Raw genomic sequence first — 16208 nt, 5'->3', positions numbered from 1 at the left:
GCTCAAGCGTCCTTGGTCTGGCGTGCGCGGAAGATGTAATAGCCGGTCATCCCGAGCCAGATCGCGGCGAGGGAGAACCATGTGACGGCATATTGCAGGTGATCGTTCGGGATGGCCGAGCTGTCGACCGGCAACGGCGCGATCCCCGGCGCCGGGGGCGTCTCGCTGCGCAGGATGACAAGCAGCGGCTCGGTCTTCAGGGCCTTGGCCATGTCGCCGACGTCGCGGGCATACCAGATGTTGGCTTGCCGATCGTTCTCGGGGGTCGCGGAGGTGCGGTCGTCGGGCCAGTGGATATTGCCGGTGATCTCGGTCGGGCCGGTGCGCCGGGCGGCGTCGCGGGCGGCAACCGGGATAAAGCCGCGATCAATCAGGATGTGGCGGCCGGTATTGGTCAGGAACGGGGCGATGACGCGGTAGCCGGCGCCCTTGTGTTTTTGCGAGACCAGCACAAAAAGCTCGGCGCTGCCGATCTGCCCGCTGAGGGCGACCGGGGCATAGGTATCGGCGGCAATGTCGGGCACCTCGGGCAGCGGGATCGGATCGGCGGCGATGCGGGCATCGATCGCGGCGAGGATGTCTTCTTTCCAGGCGAGGCGCTGGAGTTGCCACGTGCCCAGCCAGACCAGCAGCGCGGTGCCGGCCACTCCGATGATCAGGGCAAAGAGAATGCGTGTCATGACGTCCCGGTGTCGCACGGAAATGGCGCGCCCCGTGTTTTCCATGGTTCCGGCAGGTTATGCAACCGCAAAGGCGGCCGGCGAGCCGGGCCGGCGCTGGCCTCGCCTTGTTCCGGGCCGGGTGTGTCACGGCCAGCCCCTGGAAAGGAAAACGCCCGCCGATGCGGCGGGCGTCTAGACATTCAATTCCGGCTCGGCTCAGCCGCCCCAGATGTAGACTGCGGCAAAGAGGAAGAGCCAGACCACATCGACGAAGTGCCAGTACCAGGCGGCGGCCTCGAAGCCGATGTGCTTTTCGGGGGTGAAATGCCCCTTCAGCAGCCTGAGCAGGCAGACGAAGAGGAAGATCGTGCCGATGATCACATGCGCGCCGTGGAAGCCGGTCGCCATGAAGAAGTTGGCGCCGTAGATATTGCCGGAGAAGCCGAAGGCCGCGTGGCTGTATTCATAGGCCTGGAAGATGGTGAAGATCACACCCAGGACGATGGCGATGATCAGACCCCATTTCATGTCTTCGCGATTGTTCTCGTGCACCAGCGCGTGGTGCGCCCAGGTGGCAGCGGCGCCCGAGCAGAGCAGGATCAGCGTGTTGATCAGCGGCAGGTGGAAGGGATCGAAGGTCTCGATGCCCACCGGCGGCCAGACGCCATCGACGGCCGGGCTCATGCCGCCCGGGTCCATCGGATAGAGCGCATGCTTGAAGAAGCTCCAGAACCAGGCGGCAAAGAACATCACTTCCGACATGATGAACAGGATGAAGCCGTATTTCAGGCCGATCCGCACCACCGGCGTGTGGTCTCCGACCCGGCTCTCGGCGATCACCTCGGACCACCAGCCGAACATGACATACAGCACGCCGACAAAGCCGATCAGGAACATCCACGGACCATTGTCGTGGAACCAGAGCACCGCGCCGAACAGCATCACGAAGCCCGAGACCGACCCGAGCAGCGGCCAGATCGAGGGGTTCAGAATGTGATAATCGTGGTTTTTTACATGGGCCATTGTCGTGTCTTCCCTCGTGCAAAAGGCTCAGTTCGTTTGTGTTGTTTCCGTCGCCGCGTCAAGCGCGGCAGTCTCGGGCATGTCGATTTCGTAGAAGGTATAGGACAGCGTGATATGCTTGGTGTACTTCGCATCGCGGTCTTCGACAATCTCGGGATCGACGTAGAAGGTCACCGGCATCTCGACCCGCTCGCCCGGCATCAGCACCTGTTCGGTGAAGCAGAAACATTCGATCTTGGTGAAAAAGGCCCCGGCGTCATACGGCGCCACATTGTAGCTCGCCTGCCCGGCGATCGGCCGGTCGGTGGGGTTGTAGGCCTCGTAGAAGGCCAGGCCGGTCTCGCCGAGACGGATTGTCATCTCGGGTTGCAGCGCCTTGAACTCCCACGACATCTCACGCTCGAGCGAGGCGTCGAAGCGGATCTTGATGGTCTTGTCGAGGATCACGTCGCTGCCGGTCTCGGAGACATTGGTCACGCCGCCAAAGCCGGTCACCCGGCAGAACCAGTCGTAAAACGGCACCGAGGCCCAGGCCAGCCCGCCCATCAGCACAACCACCGATACAGTCTGGGCCACGGTTTTCGCAGGTCCGCTCAATGCCATCATTCAGCTCCTTCACTGGTCGCGGAGTCGCGGAAGCCCTGGCTGGTGACCTTGACGTAGGTCAGTCCAAAGACGATCACGATCAGCGCCGCCAGCACCAGGCCGACGCCAAGGTTGCGGCCCTTGCGGCGCTGGTGCAGCTCATGTTCGGGGGGAAAGTTCACAGCAGGCCTCCAAGCGACAGCGCCACGCCGGCCCGGTCCAGCCCGGCCTCGACGAGGATCGCACCGAAATGGGCAAAGAGATAGAGCAGCGACAGCTTGAAGAAACCGCGCTCGGCGGCGAAATTGTCGGCCTCGGCATCCTCTTCGGTGCGGCGCCAGATGCGGAGCGCGCCCTTGATGAACAGCGCGTTGAGCACCACCGCAACCACGAGGTAGACCGGCCCGCCCGCCCCGGTAAAGGCGATGGCCACGGCCAGCGCCGCCAGCAGCAGGGTGTAGACGAGGATATGCGCCCGTGTCGCCTTGCGGCCGTGGGTCACGGTCAGCATCGGCACGCCGGCGTTGTCATAGTCGCCGCGCATGAACAGCGCCAGCGCCCAGAAATGCGGCGGTGTCCACATGAAGGTCAGGCAGAACATCAGCACCGATTCCACCGCGATGCCGCCAGTGGCCGCGGCCCAGCCGATCATCGGGGGGAAGGCGCCGGCGGCGCCGCCGATGACGATATTCTGCGGCGTCCAGCGCTTGAGCCACATGGTGTAGATCACCACGTAGAAGAAGATGGTGAAGGCCAGCAGCCCCGCCGCCACCCAGTTTGTCGCCAGCCCGAGCAGCAGCACGGCGAAACCGGACAGGCCGATGCCGAGCGCCAGCGCCTCTTCGGGCGCGACCTTGCCGGCGGGGATCGGCCGGCCGGCGGTGCGTTTCATCACCGCGTCGATATCGGCGTCCCACCACATGTTGAGCGCGCCGGAGGCCCCGCCGCCGACCGCAATGAAGAGCACCGCGCAGAAGGCGATGAAGGGATGCACCGGAACCGGCGCGGCCAGCAGGCCGACAAAGGCGGTGAACACGACAAGCGTCATCACCCGCGGTTTCAGCAGGGCGAAATAATCCCCGAACTGGGCTTCGCTGTCGCGGCTGGCACTATGAAGGCTGGCGTCGGTCATCTTGGTCTCCGGGGCGCCGGGCGGACGCCCGGCCTACGGCGGATGGGTAGGCCGGGCGGCTGCCCGGCCCGGTCACTTACTTGGCCGAAGCCAAATCGTAGGGCAGCGGCAGGCCGGCATATTCCTCGACCGCGCCGGCGAGCCATTCTTCGTAGGCCTCTTCGCTCACCACCTTGACGGTGATCGGCATGTAGGCGTGGTCCTTGCCGCAGAGCTCGGAGCACTGGCCGAAGTAGACGCCTTCGCGCTCGGCCTCGAACCACAGCTCGGCGATCCGGCCGGGCACGCCGTCCTGCTTCACGCCAAAGGCCGGGATGGTCCAGGAGTGGATCACGTCGGCGCCGGTGACCTGCATCACCACGGTCTTGCCGACCGGCACGACAACGGCGGTGTCGGTGGCCAGCAGGTAGAGATCGTCGGAATAGCCGGCATCCGCCAGACCTTCGCGGCCCAGCATGAAGCTGTCGAACGCGATGACGCTGGGCTCGACACCCTCGACGCCGGGATCGACATATTCATACCCCCAGTACCACTGATAGCCGGTGGCCTTGATCACGATGTCGCCTTCGGGAATTTCCTGCTGCTTGAACAGCACCGGCAGCGAGAACGAGCCGATCAGCACCAGGATGGCGATCGGCCCCACAGTCCAGGCGACCTCGATCGGGGTGTTGTGGGTAAAGGCCTTGGGCGTCGGGTTGGCCTTGCGGTTGAAGCGCGCAAAGCAATACACCATCAGGCCGGCGACGAAGATGCAAATGATGGTGATGACCACCAGCAGCATGCCGTCGAGCCATTGCAGATCGCGCGCCAATTCGGTGGCCGCGGGCTGAAAGCCGACCCCGTTCGGGACCGGCTTGCCCACGATCTCGAGATCCTGCGCAAGGGCAGGCGCCGCGGCGAGCGAGGCCGCAAGGCCGGTGAGCAGAGATTTAAGTTGCATCATATACACCCTGGTCGGTTCATGCTGTTCGTCTGTTCGGGGGGCGGGCGCGGGAAATTCGCGCATACGAATCCATTGCCGCGCCGCCCATTGTAACGCAGGCGTTTAAAATCATATTCTTGATACGAGATAAAGCACCACGCCCGCGTCAAAGGGCCGCTTTTTTGATTTGGATCAAACTTCCCGAGGCATATCCCATGGCAGAGACCGCGTTTCGCCCCTTTCAGACATCGCTCGACCCGGACCGGGCGCTGGCGCTTGTGCGCGCGGCCACGGACGGCGCCGAGGATGGCGAGCTGTTTCTGGAGCGGCGCCGCTCCGAAGTGCTGCATTTCGACGATGGCCGCGTGAAAACAGCCAGTTACGACGCCTCCGAAGGCTTCGGCCTGCGCGCCGTCAAGGGCGAGGTGGCGGGCTATGCCCATGCCACCGAGATCTCCGAACCGGCGCTGAAACGCGCGGTCGAGACCGCGCGGCTGGCGGTGGGCGATGGCGGCGGCGTCATGGCGCCCGGCCCCAAGCCCACCAATCGCAGGCTCTACACCGATGCCGACCCGATCGCCGGGGCGGAGTTTCCGGTCAAGATCGAGACGCTGCGCGAGATCGATGCGTTCGCGCGCGATCTCGATCCGCGGGTGGTGCAGGTCTCGGCCACGATCATGGCCTCGCATCAGGAGGTCGAGATCCTGCGCCCTGACGGGCTGCATGTCACCGACGTGCGGCCGATGACGCGGGTCAATGTCTCGGTGATCGTCGAACAGAACGGCCGGCGCGAAAGCGGCGTGGCCGGCGGTGGCGGCCGGCTGGGCCTTGACGGGCTGCTCGATCCCGCGGACTGGCAGGCCAAGGCGCGCGAGGCGCTGCGCATCGCGCTGGTCAACCTCGACGCCGAGCCGGCGCCGGCCGGCGTAATGGACATCGTGCTTGGCCCCGGCTGGCCCGGTATTCTCCTGCATGAGGCCATCGGCCACGGGCTGGAGGGGGATTTCAACCGCAAGGGCAGCTCGGCCTTTGCCGGGCTGATGGGCCGGCAGGTCGCGGCGAAAGGCGTGACCGTTCTGGATGACGGCACCCTGCCCGACCGGCGCGGCTCGCTCTCGGTCGATGACGAGGGCACGCCCTCGGGGCGCAACGTGCTGATCGAGGACGGCATCCTGACCGGTTTCATGCAGGACCGTCAGAACGCGCGTTTGATGGGGGTCGAGCCCAGCGGCAACGGCCGGCGCGAGAGCTTTCAGCACATTCCCATGCCGCGGATGACCAACACCTACATGTTGGGCGGCGACACCGATCCGTCAGAGATCGTGGCGGGCCTGGAGGATGGCATCTGGGCGGTGGGCTTCGGCGGCGGCCAGGTGGACATCACCAACGGCAAGTTCGTGTTTTCCTGCACCGAGGCCTACCGGGTGAGGAACGGCAAGGTCGGCGCGCCGGTCAAGGGCGCGACGCTGATCGGCGACGGGCCTTCGGCACTGATGCGCATTCAGGCGCTGGGCAACGACATGGCGCTCGATCCCGGCATGGGCAATTGCGGCAAGGCCGGGCAATGGGTGCCGGTGGGCGTCGGCCAGCCGACGGTGCGCATCGGCGGGCTGACCGTCGGCGGCGCGGCCGCCTGAGCCGGCCAACGTGACACGGGGCGGCCTGCCGGCATGTTGCCGGCGGGCCGCAGACCTCCGATCCGGGGCGCCGGGACGAAGAGGCCTCCCCGTCCCGGTCAAGCGATTACGGTTTACCGTCCGTTAACCAGCCACATTGTAGACATGATTCTGCAAGCAGGCGGGATCAGGATGGCCGACACAGTTTCTTCTTCCTCTCACCCCCTACTCCCACCCACCTCGGAAGATGACCGGCTGGGCTGGCTCCGCCTCTTGCGCTCTCATCGTGTCGGTGTCTCGACCTTTTACCGGCTGATGGCCGAACATGGCACGGCCGAAGCTGCGCTTGCCGCGCTGCCCGATGTGGCGCGGGCCGCCGAGATCGACAGATACACCCCCTGTTCGACAGCCGATGCCGAAGGTGAATACCGGCGCGGCAAGGCCGTTGGCGCCCGGCTGATCTGCCGGGGCGAGGCGGAATACCCCGCCGCGCTGGCGCAACTGGCCGATGCGCCACCGTTTCTCTGGGCCCGCGGCCGGATCGACCTTCTGGACAAACCGCTGATCGCCCTGGTCGGCGCACGCAATGCCTCGTCGCTGGGCACGCGGATGGCCCGGGCGCTGGCGGCCGAGCTGGGAGAGGCCGGATTTGTCGTGGTCTCGGGCCTGGCCCGCGGCGTCGACACCGCCGCCCATCTCGCCGCGCTCGACAGTGGAACCATTGCGGTCTTTGGCGGCGGCGTCGACGTGATCTACCCGTTGGAAAACACCCGGCTGGCCGAGGATATCCTGGCCCGCGGGCTGGTGCTCTCGGAACAGCGGCCGGGGCTGGCGCCGCAGGCCCGCCACTTTCCCCAGCGCAACCGGATCATCTCGGGCCTGTCGCGTGGCGTGGTGATCGTCGAGGCGGCGGCGAAATCCGGCAGCCTGATCACCGCGCGCAATGCGCTCGACCAGGGCCGCGACGTGCTGGCGGTGCCCGGCCATCCGTTCGACGCGCGCGCCAGCGGCTGCAATCTGCTGATCCGCGATGGCGCCCGCCTGGTGCGCAACGCCGGCGACGTGATCGAGGCGCTGGGCCCGATCTGCGCCGCCGCCGCGCCGCAACCGGAGCTGCCGCTGGTGCCCGAGGCCGCGCCGCAGAAACGCAGCCTGCGCGACACCGCGGCGCTGCATGGCGAGATCCTGGCGCGGCTCGGCCCCTCGCCGCTGGCCGAGGATCAGCTGATCCGCGACCTCGACGGCCGCTCGCGCGAAGTGGCGGCACAATTGACCGATCTGGAGCTCAGCGGCCGGATCAAGCGGCATCCCGGCGGGCTGGTCTCGCTGGCCTCCTGAGACGCAAGCGCTGCCCCCCGCAGCCCCCCGCCCCGGACCTGATCCGGGGCCTCCCGGCCGGCCGCGCCGCCCCCGGCCGGGCACGCAAATCCCCGGGCCCGGCCCGTCAGAAACAATAATCCGAAATCACCGGCCCGTATTCCTCGCAGAGCGGATCCCAGGCGAACCAGACATCCGTGGCGCCGATGGCGTGATGCACCGCCACCCAGGTCGCGCCACTCTTGCGATAGAGCGCCTGAATGTTGGTGCCATCCATCATCCCCGGGTCGAGCGTGCCGCGCAGAAAGCCCGGCGTGTCCCGCAGATCGATCGCCGCGCCGCCGGCGCGCTGAGCGGCCAACGCGGCAAAGGCCAGATCCCCCGCCACGCGCAGCTCGCCGACGACAAATTCCACCGGCGCGCCCAGCTCCCATTCGGCATGCGGCCGCAGCGCGTCCATCAGGGCGCTGCGGGTGGCGCTGCCGCGGGCCGGCTCGGACCATTCCTGGGCCGGGACCGCCCCGGCCCCGAGGCCGCAACCCAGAACCAGAACGGCGCAACATGTCAGATGGCGCGGCATGACCTCTCTCCCCGGATGCAGCAGACTAGCGGCAGGCGCGGGCGTTTCACAACTCTGATTTGCCTGCATTGACTTTTGCACCACTCCACCCACATGTTCCGCCGCCAGAGCAGGCGGTTTGAGTCGAAAGGAAATTTCATGCCAGTTGTTGTTGTCGAATCTCCGGCCAAGGCCAAGACAATCAACAAATATCTCGGCTCGGATTACACCGTTCTGGCGTCTTATGGCCATGTGCGTGACCTGCCCGCCAAGAACGGATCGGTCGATCCCGAGGCGGATTTCGAGATGAAATGGGAGATCGGCGCCGACAGCCGCAAGCACGTCAAGGCGATCGCCGACGCGCTCAAGGACGACAATGCGCTGATCCTCGCCACCGACCCCGACCGCGAGGGCGAGGCGATTTCCTGGCATCTGGAAGAGGCGCTGCGCAAGCGCCGGGCGATCAAGAAGGACACGCCGGTCAGCCGCGTGGTGTTCAACGCGATCACCAAGACCGCCGTCACCGAGGCGATGCAGAATCCCCGCCAGGTCGATGCGCCGCTGGTCGAGGCCTACCTCGCCCGCCGGGCGCTGGATTACCTGGTGGGCTTCAATCTCAGCCCCGTGCTCTGGCGCAAGTTGCCCGGCGCGCGCAGCGCCGGCCGGGTGCAATCGGTCTGCCTGCGACTGATCGTCGAGCGCGAGATGGAGATCGAGGCGTTCCGGCCGCGCGAATACTGGTCGGTCAAGGCGCTGCTCACCACGCCGCGCGGCCAGGACTACGAGGCCCGGCTGACGGTGCATGCCGGCAAGAAGCTCGACAAATACGACCTAGAAAACGAGACCGCCGCCGAGCTCGCGGTGCAGGCTGTCACCTCGCGTGATCTCTTCGTGAAATCGGTCGAGGCCAAGCCGGCCACCCGCAACCCCTCGCCGCCCTTCATGACCTCGACCCTGCAACAGGAGGCCAGCCGCAAGTTCGGCATGGGCGCGCGGCAGGCGATGAACGCGGCGCAGCGGCTCTACGAGGCCGGCCATATCACCTATATGCGGACCGATGGCATCGACATGGCGCCCGAGGCGGTCGACGCCACCCGCGCGGCGATCAAGGATCGCTACGGCGCCGAGTTCGTGCCCGACAAGGCGCGGATCTACAAGAACAAGGCCAAGAACGCCCAGGAAGCCCACGAATGCATCCGCCCCACGGACATGACCAAGGACATGGAGGCGCTGAAACTGCGCGAGAGCGACCAGGCCAGGCTCTATGACCTGATCTGGAAGCGGACCATGGCCTGCCAGATGGAAAGCGCCCGGCTCGAGCGCACGGTGGTGGAAATCGCCAGCCAGGACGGCCAGGTCGGGCTGCGCGCCAATGGCCAGCGCATCGCCTTCGAAGGCTTTCTCAAGGTCTACGAGGAAGGCCGCGACGACGTGGCCGAGAGCGATGACGACCGTATCCTGCCGCAGATCATGGAGGGCGAACCGGCAAAGTTCGCCAAATCCGGGCTGGAGGGCGACTACACCAAGGCCGGCGACAGCGCCCCCGCGGTGGTCGAGACCTCGGGCATCCAGCGCAACGGCAAGGCGCTGCTCAGCGAAAACACCGCCGTTCTGGCCTTGCAGCACCACACCCAGCCGCCGCCGCGTTATACCGAGGCCACGCTGGTGAAAAAGATGGAAGAGCTCGGCATCGGCCGGCCCTCGACCTATGCCAGCATCGTCACCACGATCCAGGAGCGCGGCTATGTACTCAAGGAAAAGAACCGGCTGATCCCCGAGGACAAGGGCCGGATCGTCACCATCTTCCTGCTGAATTTCTTTCGCAAATACGTGGGGTATGAATTCACCGCCGACCTCGAGGAGGATCTCGACAAGGTTTCGGCCGGCGAAGGCGACTACAAGGAACTGCTCAAGCGCTTCTGGCAGGATTTCTCGGCCGCGATTGCCGAAACCTCCGATCTGCGCATCGCCCAGGTGCTCGACGTGCTCGACGAGGCGCTCTCCGATCAGCTCTACCCGCCGCGCGAGGATGGCACCGATCCGCGGATTTGTCCGAAATGCGGCACCGGTCAGTTGCACCTCAAGACCTCGCAGACCGGCGGTTTTGTCGGCTGCGGCAATTATCCCGAATGCACCTACACACGGCCGATTGCCGGCGAAGGCGCGGATGGCGAGGAAAAGCTGCTGGGCGAGGATCAGGGCGACGAGATCTGGCTGAAAGCCGGCCGCTTCGGCCCCTATGTGCAGCGCGGCGAACCGACGCCCGAGAACAAGAAGCCGCCGCGCGCCTCGCTGCCCAAGCAGAAAGGCCAATATGTGCCCGGCTGGGGGCCCGATGACCTGACGCTGGAGAAGGCCGTGACCCTGCTCAGCCTGCCGCGCGAGATCGGCGAACATTCCGAAGGTGGCATGATCAAGTCGAACTTCGGCCGTTTCGGGCCCTATGTCATGCATCAGAAGCCGGACGAGGAAAAACCGGTCTACGTCAATCTGAAAGACCCGATCGAGGTCTTCGAGATCGGCATGAACCACGCCGTGGAACTGCTCGAGCACAAGCGCGCCAACCCCGGTCGCGGCCGCGGGCGCACCGCCGTCAAGCCGCTGAAAGAGCTGGGCGATCACCCCGACGGCGGTCCGGTCAACGTGATGGAGGGGCGTTACGGGCCGTATGTGAAATGGGAAAAGGTCAATGCGACCCTGCCCAAGGACACCGAGCCCAAGGACGTGACCATGGAGATGGCGGTCAAGCTGATCGAGGAAAAGGCCGGCAAGAGCAAGAAGAAGGCCCCGGCGAAGAAAGCCGCCAAGAAGCCCGCGGCAAAAAAGGCGCCCGCCAAGAAAGCCGCGCCGAAAAAGGCCGCCGCCAAGGAAGAATAACGCCCGCTTACGCAGGCCCAGAACGGCGCAGAGCGGCCGGAGGCCCCGGAACAAGTCCGGGGCGCGAGGACGCGCATGCCCTCCGCACACCCCACCCGTCCCGGCCCCCGCGCCGGGACCCCGCCGCCGCAAAAACCCTCACGCACAAAACGCAAGAGGCCCCGGATCAAGTCCAGGGCGCGGGGACGCGCAAGCCCCTCCGCACACCCCACCCGTCCCGGCCCCGCGCCGGGACCTCGACACCGCAAAAACCCTCGCGCACAAAACGCGAGCGGCCCCGGATCAAGTCCGGGGCGCGGGGACGCGCGCGGCTCTCCACCCCCCCGCGATGTGCCCTTTCCGCACTCACATTCACGCTCGCGAATACGTGAGTGGCCATGTCCGGCGCTTTCGGGTTCATGTCGCGCTGCACGGAACGACAATCGAAGGGTCCTGACATGCACAAGAGTTTCAGTCGCCGCCGCCTGCTGGCCGTCTCCGGCGCGACGCTGCTTTTGCCCGCCGTGGCGCGGGCCGCCGAGCCGGTCCGACACAATGTCTCGGGCTTTGCCCAACAGGACTGGCGCGACCATTTCAGCGAGCTGGGCCAGGGCGCCATTGTCTGCGACACCCTCTCGCGCGCCCTGCATTTCTGGGCCGGCGACGGCAGCGACTACCGGGTCTATCCGACCTCGGTGCCCAAGACCGACGAGCTGACCAAGCGCGGCTATACCAAGATCGTGCGCAAGAAGGTCGGCCCCTCCTGGACGCCGACCCCCAGCCAGATGGAGCGCTTTCCCGATTGGCGGCCGGTGGCCGGCGGCGCGCCCGACAATCCGCTGGGCAGCCATGCGCTCTATTTCGACTGGCCGGCCTATCTGATCCATGGCACCCATGACACCCGAAAGATCGGCCGCCGGTCTTCGGATGGCTGCATCGGGCTCTACAATGAAAAGGTCGCCGAGCTTTTCGAGATCACCCGGATCGGCACCCAGGTCCGCCTGATCTGAGGCAGGATGCGGGCGGGGGCCAGACGGCCCCGGCCCGTCCCGCCAGCCCGGCGCTCAGGCCAGCGCCGTATCGAGCGCCGCCAGGATCGCGCTCCAGCCGGCCTTGTGATTGTCGCGCATCTCGGCATCGGGAAACCGCACATGGGTCAGCGTCACCCGCGTGCCGTCGCCTTCGGGCGCAAATTCCAGCGTCACCTCGCTGTCGGTCTCGGTGGAATAGGGGCTTTCCCAGGTAAAGACGATCCGCTCATGCGGCGAGATCTCGCGGTAGGTGCCGGCATGGGGCATGTCCTTGTCCCCCGCCCGCATCACGATCTCGAAGCGCCCGCCCTCGCGGGCATCGACATCGGCGCGCGGCACCGTCATGTCCTGCCCCGGCAGCATGAAGCGGCGCAGCATCTCGGGATCGAGCCAGGCCCGGAACACCGCCTCGCGCGGGGCGGCAATCGAGCGTTCAACTTGCATCGTCAGTTCGGTCATCTCTCTTTCCTTCCGTTATCACCCGGTCCAGGGCGTCCAGCCGCATTTCCCAGATCGACCGCAAGTCGCGGAACCAGCGATCGACCTCCGCCAGCGGCACCAGTTGGACGTCAATCAGATGCTCGCGCCATTCGCAGCGCCGCCGCACCAGCCCGGCCCGTTCCAACACCTTGATATGCTTGGAAACGGCATTGAGGCTGATGTCGAACCGCGCGTGTATATCCCCCACCTTCAGCGGTCCCTCCTGCGCCAGAAGCGTCAGGATATCCCGCCGCGTGGGATCGCTGGCGGCCTTGAGAATTGCGTTCAGATCATGAGTCTCGGGTCGCTTAGCCATACGGTTGAATAACAGATTCGCCGCCCGTCAGTCAACCTTTTGGATGAATGAAAGGGCATTCCGCTGCTAACGCTAACTCTCTCTGCACTGCGGCAATCCATTTGACTCTCCGTCGTCCAACGCCCACAAACTGCCCAATCATCACTTTCATGGGAGATTTTCGATGAAGAAGGTCTATGGCTCGGCGTCGGAGGCGCTGGATGGCCTGTTGCACGATGGCATGCTGATTGCCGCCGGGGGCTTCGGTCTCTGCGGCATTCCCGAGCTGCTGATCGATGCGCTGGTCGAAAGCGGCGTCAAGGATCTGACCGTGGCGTCGAACAATGCCGGCGTCGATGGTTTCGGCCTGGGCAAGCTGCTCGAAACCCGTCAGATCAGGAAGATGATGTCGTCCTATGTGGGCGAGAACGCCGAATTCATGCGCCAGTATCTCTCGGGCGAGCTCGAGCTCGAATTCAATCCCCAAGGCACCCTGGCCGAGCGCATGCGCGCCGGCGGCGCCGGCATTCCGGGTTTCTACACCAAGACCGGCGTCGGCACCCAGATTGCCGAAGGCAAGGAAGTGAAGCAGTTCCGCGGCGAGGATTACATCCTCGAAGAGGGCATCTTCGCCGACATCAGCATCGTCAAGGCCTGGAAGGCCGATGACACCGGCAACCTGGTGTTCCGCAAGACCGCGCGCAACTTCAATCCGCCGGCGGCGATGTGCGGCAAGGTCTGCATCGTCGAGGTCGAAGAGATCGTCGAACGCGGCGCGCTCGACCCCGATCACATCCATTTGCCGGGCATCTACGTGCACCGGATCATTCAAGGCCAGCACGAGAAGCGCATCGAACAGCGCACCGTGCGCAAGCGGGAGGAAGCCTGATGCCCTGGGACCGCAACCAGATGGCCGAACGGGCCGCGCAGGAACTCGAAGACGGCATGTATGTCAACCTCGGCATCGGCATCCCGACGCTGGTGGCGAACTACGTCGGCGACAAGGACATCACCCTGCAATCGGAAAACGGCATGCTCGGCATGGGCCCCTTCCCGATCGAAGGTGAAGAGGATCCGGACCTGATCAACGCCGGCAAGCAGACCATCACCGAACTGGCGCGCACCTCCTATTTCGACAGCGCGACCTCCTTCGGCATGATCCGTGGCGGCAAGATCGCGGCCGCGATCCTCGGCGCGATGGAAGTGGCCGAGAACGGTGATCTGGCAAACTGGATGATCCCCGGCAAGCTCGTCAAGGGCATGGGCGGCGCGATGGATCTGGTGGCCGGCGTCGGCCGCGTGGTGGTGGTGATGGACCACCAGAACAAGCACGGCGACAGCAAGTTGCTCAAGCAATGCACCCTGCCGCTGACTGGCACCGGCGTGGTCGACCGGATCATTACCAATCTCGGCGTGCTCGACGTGGTCGACGGCGGGCTGAAGATCGTCGAATGCGCCGACGGCGTGACCGAAGACGAGATCCGCGCCGCCACCGAGGCGACGGTCGTCTGACACCCGACCGGGGCGGCCCCGCGCCGCCCCGATCCTTCTTCTGTTCGAAAATACCGCGGGGAGGCCGCAGGCCGGCGGTAGAGCCCCCATCCGGCCCCGCAGGTGCTGAGCAGGCCGCCCCAGAGGGGCCTCCATGCCATATTGAGGCGGCTCAGTTCATGGTGACAAAGACGCAGCCGTCAGAGATGAACATCGGCGGGGTCTTGCACAGGCCCTGCGCCACCTTCCAGGCCGCCAGCACCTTGGGAATATAATCGCGGGTTTCGGCAAATGGCGGCACGCCACCGTGCTGGCCGATGGAATTCTCGCCCGCGTTGTAGCCGGCCAGGACAAGGATCGGGTCGCCCTCGAACTTCTCGACCAGGAAATCGAGGAATTTCACCCCGCCCCGGATATTGTCTGCCGCAACCGAGGCATTGCTCACTCCGAACCGGGCGGCGGTGGCCGGCATCAGCTGCATCAGCCCCTGCGCCCCGGCTGAAGACACCGCATCGACCCGCCCGCCGCTCTCGACCGACATCACCGCCAGCGCAAAGGCGGGCGAGACCCGGGTGCCGACCGTGGCCTTGAGGATCTCGATGCCCTGCGCCGTGGCGATCGCCTGCAACTCTGACAGGCGCGGCGCGCGCACCGCCTGGCCGGCGGGGGCGGCGTCCAGCGCCGCCAGCGCCTCTTCCAACCGGCCGGGGTTCCTGGCCTCGTATCTGGTCGAGACCCGGTTCCAGAACCAGCCATAGGCCGCGCCGTCGCCGTCATCGCGAACGGCGGGATCGGGCGCGGGGGCCACGGGCTTGCGCGGCACCGGCGCGGTGATCTGCACCAGGATGCGTTTCTTGGCGCCGGGCTTCGGCGGCTTGACCCGGCGGGCCTCGAAATCGGGAAAGGCCGGCGGCTCGGCCCGGGCCGGCCCCACGGCCGCCATCAGGGCGCACAGCACAAGGCCTCTTGCGAGATGTCTCATCGGTCTACCTGCTCTGCCTCGTTGGGCTATGTGATTGTCTCGACCCTCGCAAAAAACCCGCCTCGGGGCCAGTTTTGTCGGCCGCAAAAGCGGCACGCGCGCCATATTTGCCAGCAATTTTCCCGATCCGACGGCGCGGAAAACTTTCCTAAAAACTTGTTTCCCAGCAGAATCAAGTACTTCACGATTAAATCACAAAAGTGGCCCGAGACCCGGAAATCGCGCGATTGCTGCCCAACTGCCGCCCCAATCCGCTGGCTTATTAGCGTCATACCAAGTCGGACAGACCTGAGGTGAGAGGCAGTTCTGAGCACCCCGGCAAGGTTAACGAAACGCAAATCGACCTACGGAGACCAAAACCATGATCAAGTTCATCAAAAACTTCCGCAAAGACGAAGACGGCGCCGTGACTGTTGACTGGGTCGTCCTGACCGCAGCCATCGTCGGCCTGGCCATCGCCGCTTATGGCGCGATCGAGACCAACGCCACCACGCTGTTCAACGCCACTGCCGGCGCCATCGGCGGCCAGAACGACTTCTGATCGACCGCCTGAGCATCTGACATGAGGGTCTTGCCGCGGCAAGACCCCGCCACAAACATCGGGCCCGCGAGCCCTACCCGGAGAAAAACCATGATCAAGTTCATCAAAAACTTCCGCAAAGACGAAGACGGCGCCGTGACTGTTGACTGGGTCGTCCTGACCGCAGCCATCGTCGGCCTGGCCATCGCCGCTTATGGCGCGATCGAGACCAACGCCACCACGCTGTTCAACGCCACTGCCGGCGCCATCGGCGGCCAGAACGACTTCTGATCGCTTAGTGCCTGAACATCGACAGGTGCCCCGATTTCACGCTTGGGCACCTGTCGGATCCGCTTCGCCGTATGGCGCCGGCCGCCCGTGTGGCGGCCGTTGCATGTCGGGACAGGGCGGATCGGATGATCGGACCGGGCGCAAGCGCCAGGTCCGCTGCGCCCCGGTGTTTCGGGGCAGTTTCAGCTCGGCGCGGACGTCAGGCCAACCCCTGGCGGCGCCTCCCGGGGGTATCAAGAGTTAGGAGAGAGAGCTATGCAAAGGCTTCTCAAACAATTTTACAAATCCGAAGATGGTGCCGTGACCGTGGATTGGGTCATTCTGACCGCCGCGATCGTCGGGCTGGCCTCGGTGGCCTATGTGACGATCGAGGGCAACACCAATACCCTGTCCACCGCAATTGGCGGCGCGATCGGCGGCCAGAACGATTTCTGACACCTGACAGA

The 16208-nt window shown here is 65.4% G+C and carries 19 protein-coding genes; 9 read left to right on the top strand and 10 right to left on the bottom strand.

What is annotated here, in order from left to right; all coding sequences use genetic code 11:
- Positions 1 to 2: 2 nt before the first annotated feature.
- The 6 genes from BMW90_RS00635 to coxB form a co-directional block, all read right to left on the bottom strand.
- Positions 3 to 680 carry an SURF1 family protein gene (locus BMW90_RS00635; protein ID WP_048529752.1) on the bottom strand — a complete coding sequence of 226 codons (678 nt, stop codon included), beginning with the start codon at positions 678 to 680 and terminating at the stop codon, positions 3 to 5.
- A 198-nt stretch (positions 681 to 878) separates the two neighbouring features.
- On the bottom strand, positions 879 to 1685 hold the full coding sequence (locus BMW90_RS00630; protein ID WP_048529751.1) for a cytochrome c oxidase subunit 3: 807 nt from the start codon (positions 1683 to 1685) through the stop codon (positions 879 to 881).
- 27 nt (positions 1686 to 1712) lie between these two features.
- The gene (locus BMW90_RS00625; protein WP_048529749.1) at positions 1713 to 2288 is read right to left on the bottom strand and encodes a cytochrome c oxidase assembly protein; all 576 of its coding nucleotides are present in this window, start codon (positions 2286 to 2288) and stop codon (positions 1713 to 1715) included.
- A complete protein-coding gene (locus BMW90_RS00620) occupies positions 2288 to 2452 on the bottom strand; it encodes a cytochrome c oxidase assembly protein (protein ID WP_048529747.1) in 165 nt (54 codons plus the stop codon). Before BMW90_RS00620 ends, BMW90_RS00625 begins: the two co-directional genes overlap by 1 nt.
- A complete protein-coding gene (gene cyoE / locus BMW90_RS00615) occupies positions 2449 to 3402 on the bottom strand; it encodes a heme o synthase (protein WP_074834293.1) in 954 nt (317 codons plus the stop codon). Before cyoE ends, BMW90_RS00620 begins: the two co-directional genes overlap by 4 nt.
- A 76-nt stretch (positions 3403 to 3478) precedes the next feature.
- Positions 3479 to 4342 (bottom strand): cytochrome c oxidase subunit II, encoded by an 864-nt coding sequence (gene coxB, locus BMW90_RS00610; RefSeq protein ID WP_048533666.1) that lies wholly within the window; start codon positions 4340 to 4342, stop codon positions 3479 to 3481.
- Between the two features lie 197 nt (positions 4343 to 4539).
- Here coxB and tldD point away from each other — a divergent pair, with 197 nt between their 5' ends.
- On the top strand, positions 4540 to 5961 hold the full coding sequence (tldD, locus tag BMW90_RS00605; RefSeq protein ID WP_074834830.1) for a metalloprotease TldD: 1422 nt from the start codon (positions 4540 to 4542) through the stop codon (positions 5959 to 5961).
- Positions 5962 to 6132: 171 nt separating this feature from the next.
- The gene (dprA, locus tag BMW90_RS00600; protein ID WP_074834291.1) at positions 6133 to 7278 is read left to right on the top strand and encodes a DNA-processing protein DprA; all 1146 of its coding nucleotides are present in this window, start codon (positions 6133 to 6135) and stop codon (positions 7276 to 7278) included.
- Between the two features lie 106 nt (positions 7279 to 7384).
- On the opposite strand, the gene BMW90_RS00595 is transcribed toward dprA, so the two are convergent.
- Positions 7385 to 7837: a hypothetical protein gene (locus BMW90_RS00595; RefSeq protein ID WP_139211145.1), complete on the bottom strand. Its 453-nt coding sequence runs from the start codon at positions 7835 to 7837 to the stop codon at positions 7385 to 7387.
- 138 nt (positions 7838 to 7975) lie between these two features.
- Here BMW90_RS00595 and topA point away from each other — a divergent pair, with 138 nt between their 5' ends.
- Positions 7976 to 10693, top strand: coding sequence for a type I DNA topoisomerase (topA, locus tag BMW90_RS00590; protein WP_074834290.1), 2718 nt, complete (start codon positions 7976 to 7978; stop codon positions 10691 to 10693).
- 437 nt (positions 10694 to 11130) lie between these two features.
- Entirely contained in the window at positions 11131 to 11682 is a 552-nt protein-coding gene (locus BMW90_RS00585; protein ID WP_074834288.1) for a L,D-transpeptidase, read from the top strand.
- A 54-nt stretch (positions 11683 to 11736) separates the two neighbouring features.
- Here BMW90_RS00585 and BMW90_RS00580 read toward each other — a convergent pair whose 3' ends face one another.
- Both BMW90_RS00580 and BMW90_RS00575 read right to left on the bottom strand, forming a co-directional pair.
- The gene (locus tag BMW90_RS00580) at positions 11737 to 12162 is read right to left on the bottom strand and encodes an SRPBCC family protein (protein ID WP_048529739.1); all 426 of its coding nucleotides are present in this window, start codon (positions 12160 to 12162) and stop codon (positions 11737 to 11739) included.
- Entirely contained in the window at positions 12137 to 12499 is a 363-nt protein-coding gene (locus BMW90_RS00575) for an ArsR/SmtB family transcription factor (RefSeq protein ID WP_048529737.1), read from the bottom strand. The genes BMW90_RS00580 and BMW90_RS00575 overlap by 26 nt, the downstream gene beginning before the upstream one ends.
- A 163-nt stretch (positions 12500 to 12662) precedes the next feature.
- On the opposite strand from BMW90_RS00575, the gene BMW90_RS00570 reads away from it, so the two are divergent.
- Both BMW90_RS00570 and BMW90_RS00565 read left to right on the top strand, forming a co-directional pair.
- Positions 12663 to 13367 carry a CoA transferase subunit A gene (locus BMW90_RS00570; protein ID WP_074834287.1) on the top strand — a complete coding sequence of 235 codons (705 nt, stop codon included), beginning with the start codon at positions 12663 to 12665 and terminating at the stop codon, positions 13365 to 13367.
- Positions 13367 to 13990 (top strand): 3-oxoacid CoA-transferase subunit B, encoded by a 624-nt coding sequence (locus BMW90_RS00565; protein ID WP_074834285.1) that lies wholly within the window; start codon positions 13367 to 13369, stop codon positions 13988 to 13990. Before BMW90_RS00570 ends, BMW90_RS00565 begins: the two co-directional genes overlap by 1 nt.
- 151 nt (positions 13991 to 14141) lie before the next feature.
- Here BMW90_RS00565 and BMW90_RS00560 read toward each other — a convergent pair whose 3' ends face one another.
- Positions 14142 to 14951: a lytic transglycosylase domain-containing protein gene (locus BMW90_RS00560; RefSeq protein ID WP_074834284.1), complete on the bottom strand. Its 810-nt coding sequence runs from the start codon at positions 14949 to 14951 to the stop codon at positions 14142 to 14144.
- A gap of 361 nt (positions 14952 to 15312) precedes the next feature.
- Here BMW90_RS00560 and BMW90_RS00555 point away from each other — a divergent pair, with 361 nt between their 5' ends.
- The 3 genes from BMW90_RS00555 to BMW90_RS00545 all read left to right on the top strand — a co-directional run bounded on the left by BMW90_RS00555 (position 15313) and on the right by BMW90_RS00545 (position 16197).
- Positions 15313 to 15492 carry a Flp family type IVb pilin gene (locus BMW90_RS00555; protein WP_048529728.1) on the top strand — a complete coding sequence of 60 codons (180 nt, stop codon included), beginning with the start codon at positions 15313 to 15315 and terminating at the stop codon, positions 15490 to 15492.
- Positions 15493 to 15582: 90 nt separating this feature from the next.
- Positions 15583 to 15762, top strand: a complete 180-nt coding sequence (locus tag BMW90_RS00550; RefSeq protein ID WP_048529728.1) for a Flp family type IVb pilin — start codon at positions 15583 to 15585, stop codon at positions 15760 to 15762.
- A gap of 255 nt (positions 15763 to 16017) precedes the next feature.
- The gene (locus tag BMW90_RS00545; RefSeq protein WP_048529726.1) at positions 16018 to 16197 is read left to right on the top strand and encodes a hypothetical protein; all 180 of its coding nucleotides are present in this window, start codon (positions 16018 to 16020) and stop codon (positions 16195 to 16197) included.
- Positions 16198 to 16208: the final 11 nt, after the last annotated feature.

This window comes from Marinovum algicola (assembly GCF_900109145.1).
GTDB classification, from domain to species: Bacteria; Pseudomonadota; Alphaproteobacteria; order Rhodobacterales; family Rhodobacteraceae; genus Marinovum; species Marinovum algicola.
This window is presented reverse-complemented; position numbering and strand designations above follow the sequence as displayed.

Excerpts from the sequence above, each read along its gene's own strand:
- topA (WP_074834290.1), top strand. The coding sequence starts at position 7,976 with ATGCCAGTTGTTGTTGTCGAATCTCCGGCCAAGGCCAAGACAATCAAC.
- coxB (WP_048533666.1), bottom strand. The coding sequence starts at position 4,342 with ATGCAACTTAAATCTCTGCTCACCGGCCTTGCGGCCTCGCTCGCCGCG.
- BMW90_RS00580 (WP_048529739.1), bottom strand. The coding sequence starts at position 12,162 with ATGACCGAACTGACGATGCAAGTTGAACGCTCGATTGCCGCCCCGCGC.
- BMW90_RS00630 (WP_048529751.1), bottom strand. The coding sequence starts at position 1,685 with ATGGCCCATGTAAAAAACCACGATTATCACATTCTGAACCCCTCGATC.
- BMW90_RS00570 (WP_074834287.1), top strand. The coding sequence starts at position 12,663 with ATGAAGAAGGTCTATGGCTCGGCGTCGGAGGCGCTGGATGGCCTGTTG.
- dprA (WP_074834291.1), top strand. The coding sequence starts at position 6,133 with ATGGCCGACACAGTTTCTTCTTCCTCTCACCCCCTACTCCCACCCACC.
- tldD (WP_074834830.1), top strand. The coding sequence starts at position 4,540 with ATGGCAGAGACCGCGTTTCGCCCCTTTCAGACATCGCTCGACCCGGAC.
- BMW90_RS00635 (WP_048529752.1), bottom strand. The coding sequence starts at position 680 with ATGACACGCATTCTCTTTGCCCTGATCATCGGAGTGGCCGGCACCGCG.
- BMW90_RS00585 (WP_074834288.1), top strand. The coding sequence starts at position 11,131 with ATGCACAAGAGTTTCAGTCGCCGCCGCCTGCTGGCCGTCTCCGGCGCG.
- BMW90_RS00575 (WP_048529737.1), bottom strand. The coding sequence starts at position 12,499 with ATGGCTAAGCGACCCGAGACTCATGATCTGAACGCAATTCTCAAGGCC.
- BMW90_RS00565 (WP_074834285.1), top strand. The coding sequence starts at position 13,367 with ATGCCCTGGGACCGCAACCAGATGGCCGAACGGGCCGCGCAGGAACTC.
- BMW90_RS00595 (WP_139211145.1), bottom strand. The coding sequence starts at position 7,837 with ATGCCGCGCCATCTGACATGTTGCGCCGTTCTGGTTCTGGGTTGCGGC.
- BMW90_RS00545 (WP_048529726.1), top strand. The coding sequence starts at position 16,018 with ATGCAAAGGCTTCTCAAACAATTTTACAAATCCGAAGATGGTGCCGTG.
- BMW90_RS00560 (WP_074834284.1), bottom strand. The coding sequence starts at position 14,951 with ATGAGACATCTCGCAAGAGGCCTTGTGCTGTGCGCCCTGATGGCGGCC.
- BMW90_RS00555 (WP_048529728.1), top strand. The coding sequence starts at position 15,313 with ATGATCAAGTTCATCAAAAACTTCCGCAAAGACGAAGACGGCGCCGTG.
- BMW90_RS00625 (WP_048529749.1), bottom strand. The coding sequence starts at position 2,288 with ATGGCATTGAGCGGACCTGCGAAAACCGTGGCCCAGACTGTATCGGTG.
- BMW90_RS00550 (WP_048529728.1), top strand. The coding sequence starts at position 15,583 with ATGATCAAGTTCATCAAAAACTTCCGCAAAGACGAAGACGGCGCCGTG.
- cyoE (WP_074834293.1), bottom strand. The coding sequence starts at position 3,402 with ATGACCGACGCCAGCCTTCATAGTGCCAGCCGCGACAGCGAAGCCCAG.